Raw genomic sequence first — 17,663 nt, 5'->3', positions numbered from 1 at the left:
CCTCCCGCCTCCGAACAATAGGTTCACGATTCAACAGTAGGACCCGCGGAACAGCCCCAACGCCAGAAAAGTAAAGATTGATCCAATCTTGAGCGGACTCAGAGGGAGTCTTGATTCCCGGGCCGGAAAGTAGCAAAGAACACAAGAAATCCCGGGACCCGGGACACTTCAGGACGTGAACAAGGGAGAGGTAAACCGCATGGACACTGGTGCTCGCCCATCACCTGGGCTGATGGTCATCATCGTCTTTTGCATGACCATCCTTCTCGGCATTGGCGGCACCGCCGCCTACGCATTGTGGACACAGAGCTCACATAGCGCGGGCTCCGATCACCCTGTCGAGTCCGCCCCGTCCACGTCCTCCAAGCCGTAATTGGGTCGGGCCCCCAGAAAGGCCGTCAACCGGTTTTCCAGGGCCGGCAGGTCCTTCAGCTCGCATTCCCAGACCGTCAGCACCTCCCAGCCTGCACTGCCAAGTTGCTCCCGCTGCTGAGCGTCTCTCTCCTTGGTCCGGGTGCGTTTGGCTTCCCAAAATGCGGCATTTGCCGCAGGAGCATGCAGGCCCACTTTGCAGTCGTGGAAGTGCCAGAAGCAGCCGTTGACGAAGATGACTTTGCGACGGGCGGCGAACACCAGATCGGGACGGCCGGGGAGCTTGGTTCCACCGGATTGCCCGTGCAGGCGATACCTGTAGCCCTTGGCGTGCAGGAGCCCGCGGACCAGTAACTCCGGTTTGGTGTTCTTGCCCCGGATTTTGGACATGTTGCGGCTGCGCTGTTCCGGCGTCAGCAGGTCACGGCTCTCGCCCATAACAACCAGCCTACCCAGGGACTTTTTGTACAGATAATGCCCTTATGGAGCGCTCTAAGGGGCAGTATCTGTACGAAAACTCCTGGAGCCGTGACGGGAGCATTCCGCGCTCCAGCCCAACGGCGTAACCTGGACTTTCATCCGCCGCCGGCACTGGGGACAAAAGCGCGGCGGCTCCATCGCCAACTGCTGCTGGCAGCTTTGGTGGGCGTTCGACGTCGGGCTGTCACCTCCGCAGCGCCCGCAGTAGGCGGCCGGATCCGCGCCGCTCACAGCGACTTCTGGAGTTCCTTGATGGGCATGTTCAGCTCCACCAACAGGTTCAGGTCGGCGTTGGCGGGCCGGCCCAGGGTTGTGAGGTAGTTACCGACGATCACCGCGTTGATCCCGCCGAGCAGGCCCTCGCGGGTGCCGAGGTCGCCGAGGGTCAGCTCGCGGCCTCCCGCGTAACGGAGTACGGTGTGCGGCATCGCCAGGCGGAACGCAGCAATGGCGCGGAGGGCATCCTTGCCGTCCATGATTCCTTGGTTCTCCAAGGGTGTTCCGGGGCGCGGGTTGAGGAAGTTCAGGGGAACTTCGTGGGGTTCCAAGGCTGCGAGCTGGGAGGCAAGTTCCGCCCGCTGTTCCAGGGACTCACCCATGCCGATCAGGGCGCCGCAGCACAATTCCATGCCCGTCGCCTTGACCATGGCGCAGGTTTCCAGGCGTTCTTCGTAACTGTGGGTAGTGACCACTTCGGGGAAGTAGCTCCGGGCGGTTTCGAGGTTGTGGTTGTACCTGTGCACGCCCCATCCGGCGAGCTGGTCCACTTGGCGCTGGGTCAGCATGCCCAGCGAGCAGGCGATGTTGATGTCCACTTCTTCGTTGATGCGGTCGATCGCGAACTTGATCTGGTTCATGAGCTTGATGTCGGGCCCCCGGACGGCCGCGACGATGCAGAACTCCGTGGCTCCTGTTGCGGCTGTTTCCTTGGCGGCTTTGACGAGTTCCGGAATGTCCAGCCATACGCCGCGGACGGGGGAGTCGAACAGTCCGGACTGGCTGCAGAAATGGCAGTCCTCGGGGCAGCCGCCGGTCTTGATGGAGATGATGCCCTCCACCTCCACGTCCTCCCCGCAGTGCTTCAAGCGAACCTCGTGCGCAAGTTGCAGGGCCGCCGGGATGGCGTCGTCAGGCAGCTGCAGGATCTCGACAAGCTGGCCTTCATCGAGCCCTTCGCCGCGTTCCAGGACTTGCTTTCGCGCGGTGTCGAGGATGGCGTAGCGGGTGGCTTCTTGGGGTGCGTGGGTCATGTCCTCGACGGTATCCGTGCAGGTGGGAGGCCATTTTGTGGGGTGCGCACAAAGCGAGACTGCGGATTTTGGCGTTGTTTTTGGGACGGCTGGTGCAGAAGTTACACCTGCGAAACATGGCCGTGACTGAATTGACGCGCTGCGTGACTAGCGTCGTGGACGAGCCAAGGACCACGAAGAAAGCGAGCCCGCATGAGCGACGACAAGACGAGCACCGCAACGCTGGAGCCGACGACGGCGGCAAGCACCGCCGTCGCGCCCGGTACCTCAGCTGTCCCAGCGTCAGGCAACGCCGACGCCATGAGCGCCGCGAAGGAAAGCCTGGAGGACTACACCCTCCGGTTCGCCCCGCGCTCTTACCGGAAGTGGAGCGCGGGCGTGGTGGCCACGAGTGCCCTGGGCGGCATCGCCTACCTTGCCGACTTCTCCATCGGCGCGAACATCGGCATTTCCTACGGAACAGTGAACGCGATATTTGGCATCATCGTGGCCGCTGTGATCATCTTTGCCACCGGCTTCCCGCTTGCCTACTATGCCGCCCGGTACAACATCGACCTTGACCTCATCACCCGCGGCTCAGGTTTTGGCTACTACGGCTCAGTGGTCACCAACATCATCTTTGCCACGTTCACCTTTATCTTCTTCGCGCTTGAAGGCTCCATCATGGCGCAGGGGCTGCAATTGGGCCTGGGCATTCCGCAGTGGATCGGTTACGCGGTGTCCACCATCATCATCATTCCGCTGGTCATTTACGGAATGAAGACGCTGGCCACCCTGCAGGTGTGGACCACTCCACTGTGGCTGCTGCTGATGGTGGTCCCCGTGGGGTACCTCCTGCTGTCCCACCCCGAAAGCATCGATGCCTTCTTCGCGTTCACCGGTGCTGCGGGCGAGGGTGGCCCGAACCTGGCCTCGGTGATGCTCGCCGCCGGCGTCTGCCTCTCCCTCATGGCGCAGATCGCAGAGCAGATCGACTACCTGCGCTTCATGCCTCCCAAGACGGCCGAGAACAGGGGCGCTTGGTGGCGTGCGGTGATCCTCGCCGGACCGGGCTGGGTGATTTTCGGTGCCATCAAACAAATCATTGGCCTGTTCATCGCCATCTACCTCATTGCCAAGCTCGATCCCGCAGCTGCGGTCCACGCAAATGAACCCGTCCACCAGTTCCTGGGCGTCTATGAGGAAATGATGCCGGCCTGGCTCGCCATGACGCTCGCTGTGGTGCTGGTTGTCATTTCGCAGATCAAGATCAACGTCACCAACGCCTACTCCGGTTCGCTGGCATGGACCAACTCCTTCACGCGCATCACCAAGACGTACCCGGGCCGCATGGTGTTCGTGGTGGTGAACCTGGTCATTGCGTTGATCCTCATGGAGTCGAACATGTTCGAATTCCTGAACACCATCCTGGGCTTCTACGCCAACTGCGCCATGGCCTGGGTTGTGACGGTGGCTTCGGATATCGCCATCAACAAGTACCTGTTGAAGATCTCACCCAAGGTTCCCGAGTTCCGCCGCGGCATGCTTTACGCCGTGAACCCTGTGGGCTTTGCTTCAATGCTGGTCTCAGCCGGGGTGTCCATAGCTGTGTTCTTCGGTGCGTTCGGTGCCGCGGTCCAGCCCTTCTCGCCTATCTTTGCCGTGGGGCTGGCTCTGGTGCTGCCGCCCGTGTTGGCGTTGGCGACCAAGGGCCGGTATTACCTGCGGCGCACGGACGACGGCATCGACCTGCCGATGTTCGACGCCGACGGCAACCCCAGCGACGTGAAACTGCTGTGCCACGTGACGGGCCTGGAGTTCGAACGTCCGGACATGCTCCGGTCAGGTCAGGACACGCCCGACGGCGAACCCCAGTACATCTCATCTCTCGCCTTGTCCACGGATAAGTCGGGTGAGCTGGTGCTCCCGGCGCAAAAGTAGCCTCCCCGGACCCGACGTACTTCGGTTCACGCGAACGCCCCGGTTCCCTTCAAGGGAACCGGGGCGTTCGCGGTGTTCTGTGTGTTGCTGTGGGGGCTTACTTGTCGAAGGCGTCCTTCGCGGCGTCCTTGACGTTCTCGCCGGCCTGCTTGGTCTTGGCCGCTGCCTGGTCGGCAACACCTTCGGCCTGCAGTTTCTCGTTGTTTGTGGCGTCTCCCAAGGCTTCCTTGGCCTTGCCGGTGACTTCCTGTGCCTTGTTGCTGATCTTGTCTCCGAGTCCCATGGGGTCTCCTTCGATGTAGTCCAACGCTGACAATTGCTAGGCTAACGAGCGATTCTGGGTACTTCCTGAAAGCGTTCGGGCAAATGTCAGGATGCTTACACTGATCTCATGGCTGAAGGAACCCGGGACGGGGAAACGGAACAGGAAGAGCTGGACGAGGACCTCGCCATGGCCCTGGTCAACCAGGTGATCCAGCCGGCCGCGGAGGTCCCGGAAGAAGCCGAGGCGCCTCAAAGCCCTGACTTGCCTGCGGCCAATGCGCCCCGGCTCCAGGAGCTCGCCGGATGGACCGAGCCCACCAAGCCCCGCCCGGACTATGGCGAGCAAAGCTACATAGGCAACCACAGGATGATGGGCATGCGCGCTCTAATCACTGGCGGAGAGAGCGGTATAGGCAGGGCCGTTGCCCTTGCCTATGCCCGTGAAGGCGCGGACGTCGCCTTCACCTATCTGCCGGAGGACGAGCAGGATGCCGAACAGACCGTCAAGCTCATCGAAGACGCCGGTGGCCGGGCACTGGCGTTGCCGGGGGACCTGCAGGACGAGGAATTCTGCCAGGAAGTGGTTGCGCAGACCGTTGCAGAATTCGGTGGGCTGAACGTCGTCGTGAACAATGCCGGAATCCGCGTGCCATGCAAGGAAGGCATTGAAGGCCTCTCCACCGAACAGTTCGACAGGACCTTCAAATCCAACGTCTACGCACTTTTCTGGCTCTGCAAAGCTGCCCTGCCGCACCTGCAGCCCGGAGCCGCGATCATCAACACCTCCTCTATCGAGGCCTACCATCCAAGCCTTGGACTCATGGATTTCGCAGCCAGCCAAGCGGCGGTAAAAAGTTTGACATTTTCCCTGGCCGAGTCCTTGGGACCCCGGGGGATCCGCGTCAATGCCGTGGCTCCGGGGCCAATTTCGACGGCGGCCCACTCACCTCAGGAGTCCCCGCAGCCCTCGGAGCCCCCTGAGGTCCTTGCCGCGTACGGCAAGGACGCCCCGCTGGGCAGGGAAGGGCAGCCCGCCGAACTCGCCTCAACCTACGTGCTCCTGGCCACGGAGGAATCCAGCTACATTTCCGGATCGGTCATCGGCGTGACCGGGGGAATGCACCTGGCCTAGGCATCAGAGCAGTATCGCGTCAGGGCTTGATCGCGCCAGGGCTTGATCGAGTCAGGGCTTGAGCACCACCTTGATGCACCCGTCCTGCTTCTTCTGGAATTTCTCGTACAGTGCAGGCGCCTCATCCAGGCCTCCAGTGTGGGTGACCAGGTGCATCACTCCCAGGGGATCGGCGTCGTCCTCCACCAAGGGAAGCAGATCGTCTATCCAACTCCGCACATTGCATTGACCCATGCGGAGCTGGATTTGCTTGTCAAACATGGTCATGAGGGGCATGGGATCGGCCTGGCCGCCATAGACCCCGCTCAGGGAAAGCGTGCCGCCGCGGCGCACCATGTCAACGGCCGTGTGGAGGGCCGCGAGCCGGTCAACGCTCATGGTCTCCATGGCTACCTGGGCCGGTTTGTCCGGGAGGAGGGACACTGCCCGGTGCAGGAATGAGGCCACCGGCGAACCGTGGGCCTCCATACCTACAGCATCCACCACGGAGTCGGGTCCCCGGCCAAGTGTTTCCTCGCGGACCTTCGCAGAGACGTCCGAGCTGTAATCCAGTGTCTCCACGCCGTGGGATTCAGCCATGGCGCGGCGTTCGGGGACGGGGTCAAAGCCAATGACGCGGAACCCCTTGTGGAGTCCGATCCTTGCCGCGAACTGGCCCACGGGTCCCAACCCCAGGACAGCCAAGGTCCCGCCGTCAGGAACGTTTGCGTACTCCACTGCCTGCCAGGCGGTGGGCAGAATATCGGAAAGGAAAAGGTAGCGTTCGTCGGGCGCGTCCGAGTCCACTTTCACCGGGCCATAGTCAGCGAACGGAACGCGCAGGTACTGCGCCTGCCCGCCTGGAACGGAACCATAGAGTTCGGAATAGCCAAACAGCGCCGCTCCTGAGCCTTTCGCCTTGACCTGGGTGGTTTCGCATTGGGACTGCAGGCCCTGGTTGCACATGAAGCAGTGCCCGCAGGAGATGTTGAACGGCACCACCACGCGGTCGCCCTTCTTGAGGCGGTGGACCTGCGATCCGACATCTTCCACGATGCCCATGGGCTCGTGACCAATGACATCTCCCTTATGCATATATGGACCCAGGACCTCATAAAGGTGGAGGTCCGAGCCGCAGATGGCGGTTGAGGTGATGCGGACAATCGCGTCCGTGGGCTCCTGGATCGAAGGATCGGGTACGTCTTCGACGCTGAGTGAACGCCGGCCTTGCCATGTCACTGCTTTCACGTTTGGATCTCCCTGCCTTGCTGCCGGGGTGGGTCCCGCTCTTCTGGAGACCTTTCCAGCGAAGCAGAGATCATGTCCTGGCACAAGGTTGCCCACTCTCGACACGGGTCGCTGGCGAAGCCTACATTGAGGCCATGAGCGAAGAACCAAACAAAGCCGAACAGGCACCTTCCGGATCGTCGGAACCGGAGGCGCCTGACGCCGTCGAACGTGACAAAGGGACTGTCGGATCGGGCGACTTCACGACGGAACTTGACCCCACGTTCATACCGGATGACACCGGCGCGACGCCGGAAGAAAAGCGCGCCAGGGAACATCCCGAGGAGACTGGCAGCTGAAACTAGTAAGTAACCTGATAACTAGCTACGATACAAGGAGAGGCGGGACCGGAATCGTTTGGGAATGACCCGATTGGGGTACACCTCGAACACTGAACAGCAAGGGCTGCGAGCGGCGCCCACAGAAGTCCGCTCACCAGGGAGGCAATCCTTATGGACACAGGACAACTGGTACTGATCATCGTGCTGGCCGTGGTGGTCATCGCCGTAGTGATCGTTGCGGTAGTCATCGGACGCCGTAAGAAGGCCGAAATCAACCATCGCCGGGCAGAGGAATTGCGCGAAAAGGCCCAACGGGAAGCAATTGGCGCCCATCAAGCCAAGGCTGAGGCCGCGCAAGCCGAGGCAAGTGCCCTCCAAGCCGAGGCCGAAGCGAACCGGCTCCGCAAGGATGCCGAACGGCACGCCGAAAAGGCCGACGAGGCGCACGGGCGCGTGGAGGAGCACCTTCGCCACGCCGACAAACTTGATCCAAACGCCACAGCGGGCCGGTCTGCCGATGACGGCCGTGCCAACGATCGTGGCCCGGGCAACGTGGACCGCGACGACGCCGACCGCTCCAACGTCGCTGAGGGCGAGCGGCTGACGCGCGACCGGAGCAGGCGCGAAGGCTCCACGCGGGAGGACGAAAGGAACCTGTAGTTTCGACGACGAAGCGGAGGTAGGGAAGTGAGTATTGTGGTGAGGCGGACAGGTCAGGCAATCCGTACGACCGAGTCGAAGACAAATCGACATGCAGTGGACGTGGTCCTCGGCCATCTTGGCGAGATTGGACCAGCTGTGGCGGCCCTGCGCCGTGAGTCATCGAGGTTGGCTGAATGGGGCGAAGAGCTTGCGCGTGTCCGCCTCCGGGGCGGAAGCGTATTCGCTGCTGGAAGCGATGGCTCAGCCCATGAAGCCCAACGGTTCGCCTCCGAGCTCACGGCCCATGATGCCGCCCACGATCATGGCGGCAACCCTGACTCCTTCAAGGCCGTCGTCGCCAACAAAGATGCCGGAGAGACCATCGCCGACCAGATCCCGTCGCTGGTCAAAAAGGGCGACATCGTGGTGCTCCTGGCAGCCAAAGGCATTACCGACGACCTCCGTAACGCTGCAGCTGCTGCCAAGAGCGTCGGGGCGCGGGTGTGGGCGTTGACTGGCCGGGACTCCAAAGAACTGGGCCAGTCGGTCAACGAAGCCATCAATATTAACACCGATCCGCCCCACGCCGAGGAAGCCCACCTGGTTGCGGTCCTGGCCCTTTGCGAGTGCTTCGACGAGTCCATGCGGGAGCTGGCCAAGTAACGGCGCGGTGGTGTGCCTGCCCAAGGCGGGCTCGTCGCCGTGGCACGCTTTTCCTGTGAAGAATACGGTTATCAGCTACTTTGCGGTGCTCGCGCTCGCGGGTCTGGTGTCTCTCAGCGTCCTCGGCGCGTCCATGCTGCAACACGACGATAACAGGGGCATCGCCGTCCTTGCCCTGGTGGTGGGCGGGCTCCTGCTCACTTTCGTCTACGGGATTATGCTTGGCCGGGCAGCCCGCGCCGCGGAGCGCAATCTGCGCTCTAACAAAGCCGGCGTGCCGGAGTTGAAAACGATCACCATCGACGCCTCCGCGGACTTCGCCTATGCACCTTCCGCAGTCTGGGCGCTGGTTCGTCCTGCCGAATCGCCACTCTCGTTCGTGGATGGCGTTTACCACGCGATATCGGTCCCTGCTGTTGATGGAGGGCCTGGCGAACTGCAGTGCTTCTTTCATCGCAACGGCGAGATCGGCGCCATTGAAGTGCTCGAGGAGATCCCCGAGCAGATGGCAGTCACCCGTTCCCTTCTCCCTGCCGGCCGAATGGACATGGAGACCAGGTACCGCTTGGAGGCTACGGGGCGCGGATCTCGGCTGACCATCGAGACTGACTTTGAACTGCCCTCCGAAGTGGACATCGACCAGGAGGCAGGCCGCAGCTTTTGGAACTCCTACTTTGACAAAGTGGGGGCGTTGCTGGACCAGCAGGCTGCCGAAGTTGTCGGACCCGGGATTTTGTGATCTGTGCCTCAGGCGGAATAGTTGCAGACGCCATGCAGTTGTGCGCAATGAACCTGTTTCATTCTGAAAGGAACCGCGCATGCTGTTTTCCCCCTTGGCCCTCGGCGAGCTGGAGCTTGCCAACCGCTTGGTGATGGCCCCGCTGACCCGCCTGCGCGCAGGCCAGGATGGCGTACCGAACGACCTGATCGCCGAGCACTACCGCCAGCGCGCCTCCCTGGGGCTGATCGTGAGCGAAGGAACCTACCCGGCTCCGGCGGGCCAGTCCTACCCCGGCCAGCCCGGTCTCGTCACCGAAGCCCAGGTTGCAGGCTGGAAAAAGGTCACTGACGCTGTCCACGCCGAGGGTGGCCGGATGTTCGCCCAGATCATGCACGGTGGCCGCGTTTCGCATGCCGACATCACGGGCGGACACGAGATCGTGGGCCCCAGCGCAGTCGCCATCGACGGCGAGGTCCGCACCCCCAATGGCAAGCAGCCCTACCCGGTGCCGCGTGAACTCCGCACGGACGAACTGCCGGGAGTCATCCAGGAAATCGTCACCGCCTCCAAGAACGCGATTGAGGCAGGATTCGACGGCGTTGAACTCCACTCCGCCAACGGTTACCTCCTGCACGAATTCCTTGCCCCGAACTCCAACGTCCGCACCGACAGCTACGGTGGTTCCCCCGAGAACCGCGCCCGCTTCGTGATCGAGACTGTCAACGCTGTGGTGGAAGCCCTGGGAGCCAACCGCGTTGGAATCCGGATCTCCCCGGAACACAACGTCCAGGGAATTGCCGAAACTGACGCCGCCGATGTCCGGGCTACCTACGAGGTCCTGGTGGACACCATCGCACCGCTCAACCTGGCGTACCTGAGCATCCTGCACCACGACCCCAAGGGCGTGATGGTCCAGGACCTCCGCGAGCGATTCAACGGAACGTTCCTGGTCAACACGGGCTTCAGCGAGATCACCACCCGCGATGAGGCCTTCGCCATCATCGAAGAAGGCCTCGCCGACGCAGTAGTGGTTGGCCGCCCGGCCATCGCCAATCCGGACCTGGCCCGCCGCTGGCGTGAAAGCCTGCCGCTGAACGAACCGGATGCCTCCACGTTCTATGCGGACGGCGCCGAGGGTTACACCGACTACCCGTTCTACGCGAACTAAACAGCAGGAGAAGCACGACGCCGGCACCCAGCCAGGGTGCCGGCGTCGTGCTTTAAGCGCTGGGCACCAAAGCAAGGCAGAATGTGACGGCCGCTCCTTGTCGGCCTCGGGACCGCGTTCCTATAGGATTTGTGGCATGTCTGAACCTTCGCCGGCAGTCGCCCGCCCCGGCTTTCCTGTCAGCCGCCAAGTACTGGCCGACCACGTTTATGAAGCTTTGCTTGAATGGCTCATGGACGGCCGGCTGGAGCCGGGGGCCGCACTCAGTATCGACGGAATGGCACGGGAGCTGGATGTCTCGCCGACGCCCGTGCGCGAGGCACTTGCGCGGCTGGAACACACGGGTATGGTGCGCCGCGTCGCCCTGAAGGGGTACCGGGTGGCTCCAGTGTTCACGCGGGAGGACTTTGCCGAGCTCATGGAGGCGCGGCTGTCCATCGAGCCGGTCAATGCCCGCTTGGCTTGTGCGCGCATGACGCCCGAAGGTTTGGAGTCCCTCAAGCAGGCCGTGGAGGACTTGAAGACTGCCCCCCGAGGCGGCACCTTCGCTGAATACCGCAGTTACCTCGAAGCGGACGAACGGTTCCACCAGCTCATTGCCGCCCAGGCCAGCAACCAATTCCTTCTGGCGGCGTACAACACTTTGGGTGGTCAGATCCAGCGTTTCCGGCTGTTCGGGGGAGTGGGCATCACGGATGCCGAACAGGCAATCTCGGAGCACCAGGCTGTCCTGGAGGCCATGATGAGCGGCGACCCCGAGCAGGCCGCACAGAAAATGATCGAACACGTGGAGAAGGTCCGCGGACGCGCGATGGCGGACGCTCCCCAAGAGTAGCCATGCTCCTCCCGAGGTCCGCCGGTTCAGCCGGCGGACCCTTTTTGTGACCCCCTTCACGAACATACGTAAGACATATAGGATCTACGAAGTTTCCAAAAAAGCTTGACAGTTTCCTCTCAGTCGTAAATCCTATAGGAAACAGGATTCCACGAAGGAGTGATTATCATGGCGTACACCGCCGAGAATTGGCCCATAACAGCGGCCCTCCTGCAGTTCCCCGGCAAAGACGTCACGGGCAAGGACATCAACGACGCCGACGCTTCCGTGTGGGCAGAGGTCCTCCAGGAAGTGAAAGAAGCAGGTTTCGCCAACGCGGACCTCACCGACAGCTGGGTGCGTCCCGGAGACCTCAGCAAGGACCGCCTGGCCGAGTTCAAGCAAACGGCGGACCACGTCGGCATCGGCGTACCGGTCATCTCAGCCATCCGTCGCAGCGTCATCCACGCCACGGACTGGGCCGACAACCTCGCCTACAGCCACCGCACCATAGACGCCGCTGCAGAGCTCGGCTGCGAGGTAGTCTCCATTGGACTCCACCAGGCCATCACCCCGGAGCAGCAGAAACAACTGTGGTTCTGGACCGTGGAGGGTTACAAGGACCCCTTGGGGGACAAGGAAGCCTGGGGCAACGCTGTCTCCCGCATCCGTGAACTCGGCAAGCACGCAGCGGAGGCGGGCATCCTGCTCTCCCTGGAAATGTATGAGGACACCTACCTGGGCACGTCCGATTCTTCTGTCCAACTGGTCCAGGACATCGGCCTGGACAACGTTGGCCTGAACCCGGACATCGGCAACCTGATCCGCCTGCACAGGCCCATCGAGGACTGGCGGGAAATGGTGGCCAAGACTTTGCCGTACTCCAACTACTGGCACATGAAGAACTACATCCGCGACGAAGACGTGGCCCGCGACAGCTACATCACCATGCCCGCGCCGATGGAAAGCGGGCTCATCAACTACCGCGAAGCTTTCAAGGTAGCGCTTTCAGTGGGCTTCCAAGGCATCCTCTGCACGGAACACTACGGAGGCGACGGCCTCAGTGTCACCGCGAGCAACCAGGACTACCTCCGCCGGCATGTCCTCCCCAAGGCCGATGGCTATGCGCTGGGCAAGAGCCAAGTGGCCCAGGGCCGTCAGCAGCCCGCGGAGGCTTTGGCAGGAGCCGCGAAATGACGCAGATCTTCGACAATCCGGCAGACTTCGCCGACGAAGCACTGGATGGCTTTGTCGCCGCAAACCGCAACTACGTGGCCCGTGTTGACGGCGGCGTAGTCCGCTCCACCGAAGTTCCTGCCGGCCAGGTAGCACTGGTGGTTGGCGGCGGTTCGGGCCACTACCCGGCTTTCGCCGGGCTTGTGGGTCCGGGCCTGGCAGCAGGTTCCGCCTGCGGCAACATGTTCGCTTCACCGGCAGCTGGCCAGGTGTACCGCGTGGCCAAGGCTGCCAACGCAGGGGGCGGAGTCCTTCTCAGCTACGGAAACTACGCCGGCGACGTCCTCCACTTCGGCCAGGCCCAGCTTCGGCTCAACGCCGAGGGCATCGAAACCCGGACGGTCACCGTGACCGATGACATCGCGAGCGCCCCTATCGAGCAGTTGGAGAAGCGCCGCGGCATCGCGGGGGACCTCACCGTGTTCAAGATCGCCGGAGCCGCCGCAGAAGCGGGACTGGACCTTGACGGCGTCGAGCGCTTGGCCATCAAGACCAACTACCGTACGCGTTCCCTCGGCGTGGCCTTTGACGGCTGCACCCTCCCGGGCGCCAAGGACCCGCTGTTCCATGTACCCGCGGGGCAGATGTCCCTTGGCCTTGGAATCCACGGCGAGCCCGGCATCTCCGAGCACCCCATGCCCACAGCTTCCGAACTCGCCGAACTCCTGGTGTCCAAGCTCCTGGCGGACAAGCCTGAGGACGCTGGAGAACGCGTGGTGGCGATCGTCAACGGCCTGGGCACCGTGAAGTACGACGAACTTTTCCTGCTGTTCGGCAAGATCGAAAAGCTGCTCAGCGCAGCCGGACTCACAGTAGTTGAACCCGAATGCGGCGAGCTGGTGACCAGCCTGGACATGTCCGGACTCTCGCTGACGCTGCTGTGGCTGGATGAGGAACTTGAGCAGTATTGGGCCGCCCCTGCGGACACTCCGGCGTTCCGGAAGGGCAGCATGTCACCGCGGGCAGCCCGCGCCGAGGCGACGCTTGACGACGCCGAAACCGCCGATTTCGAACAGCCCACCGTGGCTGCCGCCGAACTCGGCCGCGAGGCCGTGGCCATCCTCGCCCAGGTGAGGGACGTCGTCGTCGAACATGAAGAGGAACTCGGCAAGCTGGACGCGATCGCGGGCGATGGCGACCACGGTATCGGCATGCGCCGCGGCGTGGACGCTGCCGCGGCCGCCGGGGAGGCTGTAAGCGGTTCTTCGGTAGCCCGGATCCTGGCCAGCGCGGGCGAGGCATGGAGCGAGCGTGCCGGCGGCACATCGGGCGCATTGTGGGGTTCGGCCGTCATCGCGGCCGGGCAGTCGCTCGGAAACCGTGAGTCCTACGACTCCCGGGATGCCGCCGCAGCCGTAAAAGCCTTCGTCAGCGCCATCACCGAACTCGGCAAAGCCGAGCCGGGCGACAAGACCATGGTGGACGCGCTCCTGCCGTTCCGGGACGCTTTCCTGGCTGAGCTCGACGGCGGTGCTCCCGTTGACAGGGCGCTGGCAGTAGCCGCTGCGGCGGCCGAGTCCGCTGCCGCGAGGACAGCGGAGTTACGTCCCCTCAAAGGCCGCGCACGTCCCTTGGCCGAGAAGAGCCTCGGCCACCCTGACCCCGGTGCTGTGTCCTTCGGCTTGATTGCCGCAAGGATCTCCCACCACATCGATTCACAACTGGCTGCCGCGACTACCGCGGTATCGGCCGGAAACGGAGCCTCGGAATGAGCAACACCCAAGGCTGGCGCATCGTCGTCGGCAACGATGAAGCAGGCGTGGAATACAAGAACGCGTTGAAGGCCTTGCTTGAAGCCGACCCGCGTGTCGCATCCGTGACCGACGTCGGAGTAGGCCCTGACGATTCCACTGCCTACCCGCACGTGGCTGTCGATGCCGCCCGCAAGGTAGCTGAAGGCGAAGCTGACCGGGCCTTGTTGATCTGCGGAACCGGCCTGGGCGTGGCTATCGCAGCCAACAAGGTGCCCGGCATCCGTGCCGTCACCGCCCATGACAGCTACTCCGTGGAACGCTCCGTCCTGAGCAACAACGCCCAGGTCCTCACCCTTGGACAGCGCGTGATTGGCCTGGAACTGGCCAAAAAGCTCGTCGGGGAGTGGCTGAGCCACCGCTTTGACCAAAATTCATCCTCCGCCGCCAAGGTGGACGCCATTTGCTCGTACGAGCCCGACTACACGAAGGCAGTCTGATCATGACTTCACCAGAAACCCAAGCCCGGAAGATCGCCGTCGTAGGCTCCGGTTACATGGGCGGCGGCATCGCCCAGGTCCTGGCGCTCGGTGGCGCCCGCGTTGCCCTGGCGGATGTTTCTGCCGAGGTAGCCCAGAAGAACTACGAGCGTTTGCTGGAAGAGTCCGAGCAGTTCATTGCTGACGGCCTCTTCCCGGAAGGGTCCACGGAGATCCTCAAGCAGAACCTGTGGGCGGCCAAGGACATCGAAGAAGCCGTTGCGGACGCCGACTTCATCGAGGAGTGCGTTCCGGAGGTCCTGGAGATCAAGCACCAGACCCTCGCCCGGATCAGCGCGGCTGCCCGCCCGGACGCCCTGATCGGCTCCAACACCTCCACCATCTCCATTGCAGCGCTGGCCGAAGCCGTGACCAACCCGGAGCGGTTCCTGGGCATCCACTTCTCCAACCCGTCGCCGTTCATTCCGGGCGTCGAGGTCATTCCGCACGCAGGAACTTCCGCCGCCACGGTCGCCGCCTCCCGCGACCTCGTGCACGCAGCCGGCAAGCAGACCGCCGTCGTCAAGGACGTCACCGGATTCGTGCTCAACCGCCTGCAGTACGCGCTGTTCCACGAAGCCGCGCAGCTGGTGGAGCAGGGCATCGCAACAGCGGACGACGTCGACACCCTGGTGCGTACGACGTTCGGCTTCCGCCTGCCCTTCTTTGGCCCGTTCGCCATCGCGGATATGGCCGGGTTGGACGTCTACAACTTCTGCTACAAGTCGCTGCAGACCGGTTTCCCGGAGCGTTTCGCAACGCCGAAGATCCTCTCGGACCTGGTGGAGGCCGGCAAGCTCGGCACCAAGACCGGTGCAGGCTTCCTCAACGTTCCGGCAGAACGCACCCCGGAACTGATCGCCTACCGCAACAAGGCCTACGTCGCCATGCAGAAGCTCATTGAAGAGCTCGGCCCGGCTCCCATCAACTAACGGAGGAGAACCACATGACTTTCCCCGCATCACGGACGGCTATCGTCACTGGAGCTGTCTCAGAGCGCGGCATCGGGCGCGCAACGGTCAACTACCTGGCTGCGCAGGGCTGGAACATCGGCATCATCGACCTTGACGATGCCGCGTGCAAAGCTGCCGCCAAGGAAATCGCCTCCGAATACGGGGTCCAGGCCCACGGCGTCGGAGCCAATGTTGCCAGCGAAGCCGAAGTCCGTGCAGCCATTGACGAGCTTGAAAACGAGCTGCCGCAGATCGTGGCGCTGGCCAACGTGGCCGGCGTCAGTTCGCCCATCGGCTACCTGGAACTTGAACCGGCCGAGTGGGACCGGGTGCTGAACATCAACCTCAACGGTGTCCACTACGCCACCCGGCGCGTGGCCGAGTCCATGGTGAAGAACCGGATCGGCCGCATCGTCAATATTTCCTCGGTCTCCGCACAGCGCGGCGGCGGTACGTTCTCCAAGACCCCCTACTCGGTAGCAAAAGCGGGCGTCATTGGCTTGACCCGTGCGACGGCCCGCGAGCTGGGCGAATACGACATCACCGTCAACGCCATCTCACCCGGCCCCATCGATACCGACATCATGGGCGGCACCCTGAGCCAGGAACGCAAGGACGAGCTCACCAAGGACCTTGTGGTGAACCGGGTGGGCTCCACGCGTGACATCGCAGCGGCCATCGCCTTCCTCATCAGCGAGGACTCCGGATACATCTCCGGCCAGACGCTGAATGTGGATGGCGGGCTGTACATGCACTAGGCCTTCGTCGATGAAGACCTGGACTCGAGAACGAAAGATCTATCTTGCCGTGGGCGTCCTCGCCTGCGCTGTGGGCCTGGTGCTCATCTTCCTCCCGCGCTGATAACCCGCTTAGGTTATCTCCCCCCCAATTGACTACTCAAAGAGGAGTTTCGATGTCTGTTGCCTCGAGTTCCACCAAGGAGCTCTTGGACTCGCCGGTTCTGAAATCCGCGATCTCCAAGGCTTCATTCCGGCTTATGCCCATGCTGGTCATCCTTTATGTGGTGGCATTCCTTGACCGCACCAACGTTGGTTTTGCTGAAGCCGCCCTGGGGGTGGACAAGGGCATCACCGCCGGGGCCTACGCACTGGGTGCGGGCATCTTCTTCATCGGTTACGCGCTGTTCGAGATCCCCAGCAACCTGCTTCTGACCAAGTTCGGCGCCAAGATGTGGCTGGCCCGCATCGCGGTCACCTGGGGCATCGTGTCTGCGTGCTTCGCTTTCGTTCAGGGTGAGACCTCGTTCATCATCCTCCGGTTCCTGCTGGGCGTCACCGAAGCAGGGTTGTTCCCGGGCGTCATTATGTTCCTCGCCGCCTGGTTCCCCAACAAGGTGCGCGTGAAGATGTTCGCCATCTTCTACCTGGCACAGCCGCTCTCGCAGATGTTGGGCGCTCCGTTGTCCGGTTGGCTCATCAACATTGGCGACCAGGTTCCCGGCGTTGCCGGCTGGCAGGTCATGTTCTTCGTCGAAGGCTCACTGGCCATCCTGGCCGGTATTGCCTCATTCTTCTTCCTGATCAACAGCCCCCAGGACGCGAAGTTCCTGAGCAAGGAAGAAAAGGTTGCCCTGACCGATGTCATGGCTTTGGAGGACACGGTCAAGGAAGAATCCGGTCCGCGCGGCGTCATGGCCGCGATGCGCAACGGGCGTGTCTGGTACTTCACCATCATCTACTTCTGCCTGCAGATCGCGGTGTATGGCGTTACCTTCTACCTTCCGCAGCAGGTAGCCCAGCTCACCGGACAAAAGGTGGGGCTCGCCGTCGGGCTGATGGCCGCCATTCCTTGGTTCTTCGGTATCTTTGCCTGCTACTTCGTCGGCAAGGCCGCGAACACTGTGGTGCGTCGGCGGATCTGGGGCACGGGACTCTTCGTTTCCACCGGCCTGTGCATCTTCGGTTCCGCCTGGGCCGGCGCCAATCACCTTCCGGCGCTGGGCATCATCTTCATTACCCTTGCGGTGTGCAGCTTCCTGGCAATTGGTCCCATCTGCTGGTCCTATCCGACGGCGTTCCTCACCGGCACGGCTGCAGCCGCCGGCATCGGCCTGATCAACTCCCTGGGAAACCTGGGTGGCTTCGTCGCTCCGATCCTGCGCACCACGGTCAATGAAATGACGGCGTCGGATACGGGAACCATGGGCGTCTACGCACTTGGCGTCCTGCCCTTCCTGGCCGCGGCGATGATGTTCGGCACCCGGGCATTCTCCAACAAAGCCGACGAGCTGCTTGGTAAGTAAGAAATGGA

General features: G+C 62.7%; 18 protein-coding genes. 14 read left to right on the top strand and 4 right to left on the bottom strand.

The features are described 5' to 3' along the window. Positions 1-330 precede the first annotated feature (330 nt). Together AB0N72_RS06510 and bioB are read right to left on the bottom strand one after the other, a co-directional pair. Positions 331-810 (bottom strand): very short patch repair endonuclease, encoded by a 480-nt coding sequence (locus AB0N72_RS06510; RefSeq protein ID WP_363930146.1) that lies wholly within the window; start codon positions 808-810, stop codon positions 331-333. 269 nt (positions 811-1,079) lie between these two features. Continuing rightward, positions 1,080-2,102, bottom strand: coding sequence for a biotin synthase BioB (gene bioB, locus AB0N72_RS06505; RefSeq protein WP_363930145.1), 1,023 nt, complete (start codon positions 2,100-2,102; stop codon positions 1,080-1,082). A 192-nt stretch (positions 2,103-2,294) separates the two neighbouring features. On the opposite strand from bioB, the gene AB0N72_RS06500 reads away from it, so the two are divergent. After that, entirely contained in the window at positions 2,295-4,022 is a 1,728-nt protein-coding gene (locus AB0N72_RS06500) for a hypothetical protein (RefSeq protein ID WP_363930144.1), read from the top strand. 97 nt (positions 4,023-4,119) lie between these two features. Here AB0N72_RS06500 and AB0N72_RS06495 read toward each other — a convergent pair whose 3' ends face one another. Next, the gene (locus tag AB0N72_RS06495) at positions 4,120-4,305 is read right to left on the bottom strand and encodes a CsbD family protein (protein WP_018777112.1); all 186 of its coding nucleotides are present in this window, start codon (positions 4,303-4,305) and stop codon (positions 4,120-4,122) included. A 108-nt stretch (positions 4,306-4,413) separates the two neighbouring features. Here AB0N72_RS06495 and AB0N72_RS06490 point away from each other — a divergent pair, with 108 nt between their 5' ends. Then, positions 4,414-5,418 carry an SDR family oxidoreductase gene (locus AB0N72_RS06490; protein ID WP_363930143.1) on the top strand — a complete coding sequence of 335 codons (1,005 nt, stop codon included), beginning with the start codon at positions 4,414-4,416 and terminating at the stop codon, positions 5,416-5,418. A 51-nt stretch (positions 5,419-5,469) separates the two neighbouring features. Here AB0N72_RS06490 and AB0N72_RS06485 read toward each other — a convergent pair whose 3' ends face one another. Beyond that, positions 5,470-6,645 (bottom strand): zinc-dependent alcohol dehydrogenase, encoded by a 1,176-nt coding sequence (locus AB0N72_RS06485; protein ID WP_363930142.1) that lies wholly within the window; start codon positions 6,643-6,645, stop codon positions 5,470-5,472. Positions 6,646-6,779: 134 nt separating this feature from the next. On the opposite strand from AB0N72_RS06485, the gene AB0N72_RS06480 reads away from it, so the two are divergent. The 12 genes from AB0N72_RS06480 to AB0N72_RS06425 all read left to right on the top strand — a co-directional run bounded on the left by AB0N72_RS06480 (position 6,780) and on the right by AB0N72_RS06425 (position 17,655). Further along, positions 6,780-6,983, top strand: a complete 204-nt coding sequence (locus AB0N72_RS06480) for a hypothetical protein (protein ID WP_363930141.1) — start codon at positions 6,780-6,782, stop codon at positions 6,981-6,983. Between the two features lie 153 nt (positions 6,984-7,136). Next, on the top strand, positions 7,137-7,625 hold the full coding sequence (locus AB0N72_RS06475) for a hypothetical protein (RefSeq protein WP_363930140.1): 489 nt from the start codon (positions 7,137-7,139) through the stop codon (positions 7,623-7,625). Between the two features lie 96 nt (positions 7,626-7,721). Beyond that, positions 7,722-8,270 carry an SIS domain-containing protein gene (locus AB0N72_RS06470; protein ID WP_363930139.1) on the top strand — a complete coding sequence of 183 codons (549 nt, stop codon included), beginning with the start codon at positions 7,722-7,724 and terminating at the stop codon, positions 8,268-8,270. A 55-nt stretch (positions 8,271-8,325) separates the two neighbouring features. Next, a complete protein-coding gene (locus AB0N72_RS06465; RefSeq protein WP_363930138.1) occupies positions 8,326-9,009 on the top strand; it encodes a hypothetical protein in 684 nt (227 codons plus the stop codon). A 79-nt stretch (positions 9,010-9,088) separates the two neighbouring features. Next, complete coding sequence (locus AB0N72_RS06460) at positions 9,089-10,159, top strand: alkene reductase (RefSeq protein ID WP_363930137.1); 1,071 nt, start codon at positions 9,089-9,091, stop codon at positions 10,157-10,159. Between the two features lie 136 nt (positions 10,160-10,295). Beyond that, complete coding sequence (locus tag AB0N72_RS06455) at positions 10,296-10,994, top strand: GntR family transcriptional regulator (RefSeq protein WP_363930136.1); 699 nt, start codon at positions 10,296-10,298, stop codon at positions 10,992-10,994. Positions 10,995-11,162: 168 nt separating this feature from the next. Beyond that, entirely contained in the window at positions 11,163-12,170 is a 1,008-nt protein-coding gene (locus tag AB0N72_RS06450) for a sugar phosphate isomerase/epimerase family protein (RefSeq protein ID WP_363930135.1), read from the top strand. Further along, positions 12,167-13,921 carry a dihydroxyacetone kinase subunit DhaL gene (dhaL, locus tag AB0N72_RS06445; RefSeq protein WP_363930134.1) on the top strand — a complete coding sequence of 585 codons (1,755 nt, stop codon included), beginning with the start codon at positions 12,167-12,169 and terminating at the stop codon, positions 13,919-13,921. The genes AB0N72_RS06450 and dhaL overlap by 4 nt, the downstream gene beginning before the upstream one ends. Next, the gene (locus tag AB0N72_RS06440) at positions 13,918-14,400 is read left to right on the top strand and encodes a ribose-5-phosphate isomerase (protein WP_363930133.1); all 483 of its coding nucleotides are present in this window, start codon (positions 13,918-13,920) and stop codon (positions 14,398-14,400) included. Before dhaL ends, AB0N72_RS06440 begins: the two co-directional genes overlap by 4 nt. Before the next feature lie 2 nt (positions 14,401-14,402). Then, positions 14,403-15,371 carry a 3-hydroxyacyl-CoA dehydrogenase family protein gene (locus tag AB0N72_RS06435; protein WP_363930131.1) on the top strand — a complete coding sequence of 323 codons (969 nt, stop codon included), beginning with the start codon at positions 14,403-14,405 and terminating at the stop codon, positions 15,369-15,371. Between the two features lie 14 nt (positions 15,372-15,385). Further along, a complete protein-coding gene (locus AB0N72_RS06430; protein ID WP_363930130.1) occupies positions 15,386-16,150 on the top strand; it encodes an SDR family oxidoreductase in 765 nt (254 codons plus the stop codon). Positions 16,151-16,305: 155 nt separating this feature from the next. After that, the gene (locus AB0N72_RS06425) at positions 16,306-17,655 is read left to right on the top strand and encodes an MFS transporter (RefSeq protein WP_363930129.1); all 1,350 of its coding nucleotides are present in this window, start codon (positions 16,306-16,308) and stop codon (positions 17,653-17,655) included. Positions 17,656-17,663: the final 8 nt, after the last annotated feature.

It is taken from the genome of Paenarthrobacter sp. NPDC089307 (assembly GCF_040685055.1).
GTDB lineage: Bacteria > Actinomycetota > Actinomycetes > Actinomycetales > Micrococcaceae > Arthrobacter.
The sequence above is the reverse complement of the archived record's forward strand: the minus strand, read 5'-3'. Positions and strand labels throughout refer to the sequence as shown.

What these genes read in the sequence shown, in the direction of transcription:
- AB0N72_RS06455 (WP_363930136.1), top strand. Translation starts at nt 10,296, where the DNA reads ATGTCTGAACCTTCGCCGGCAGTCGCCCGCCCCGGCTTTCCTGTCAGC.
- AB0N72_RS06510 (WP_363930146.1), bottom strand. Translation starts at nt 810, where the DNA reads ATGGGCGAGAGCCGTGACCTGCTGACGCCGGAACAGCGCAGCCGCAAC.
- AB0N72_RS06460 (WP_363930137.1), top strand. Translation starts at nt 9,089, where the DNA reads ATGCTGTTTTCCCCCTTGGCCCTCGGCGAGCTGGAGCTTGCCAACCGC.
- AB0N72_RS06495 (WP_018777112.1), bottom strand. Translation starts at nt 4,305, where the DNA reads ATGGGACTCGGAGACAAGATCAGCAACAAGGCACAGGAAGTCACCGGC.
- AB0N72_RS06440 (WP_363930133.1), top strand. Translation starts at nt 13,918, where the DNA reads ATGAGCAACACCCAAGGCTGGCGCATCGTCGTCGGCAACGATGAAGCA.
- AB0N72_RS06450 (WP_363930135.1), top strand. Translation starts at nt 11,163, where the DNA reads ATGGCGTACACCGCCGAGAATTGGCCCATAACAGCGGCCCTCCTGCAG.
- AB0N72_RS06480 (WP_363930141.1), top strand. Translation starts at nt 6,780, where the DNA reads ATGAGCGAAGAACCAAACAAAGCCGAACAGGCACCTTCCGGATCGTCG.
- dhaL (WP_363930134.1), top strand. Translation starts at nt 12,167, where the DNA reads ATGACGCAGATCTTCGACAATCCGGCAGACTTCGCCGACGAAGCACTG.
- AB0N72_RS06430 (WP_363930130.1), top strand. Translation starts at nt 15,386, where the DNA reads ATGACTTTCCCCGCATCACGGACGGCTATCGTCACTGGAGCTGTCTCA.
- AB0N72_RS06500 (WP_363930144.1), top strand. Translation starts at nt 2,295, where the DNA reads ATGAGCGACGACAAGACGAGCACCGCAACGCTGGAGCCGACGACGGCG.
- AB0N72_RS06435 (WP_363930131.1), top strand. Translation starts at nt 14,403, where the DNA reads ATGACTTCACCAGAAACCCAAGCCCGGAAGATCGCCGTCGTAGGCTCC.
- AB0N72_RS06475 (WP_363930140.1), top strand. Translation starts at nt 7,137, where the DNA reads ATGGACACAGGACAACTGGTACTGATCATCGTGCTGGCCGTGGTGGTC.
- AB0N72_RS06490 (WP_363930143.1), top strand. Translation starts at nt 4,414, where the DNA reads ATGGCTGAAGGAACCCGGGACGGGGAAACGGAACAGGAAGAGCTGGAC.
- AB0N72_RS06425 (WP_363930129.1), top strand. Translation starts at nt 16,306, where the DNA reads ATGTCTGTTGCCTCGAGTTCCACCAAGGAGCTCTTGGACTCGCCGGTT.
- bioB (WP_363930145.1), bottom strand. Translation starts at nt 2,102, where the DNA reads ATGACCCACGCACCCCAAGAAGCCACCCGCTACGCCATCCTCGACACC.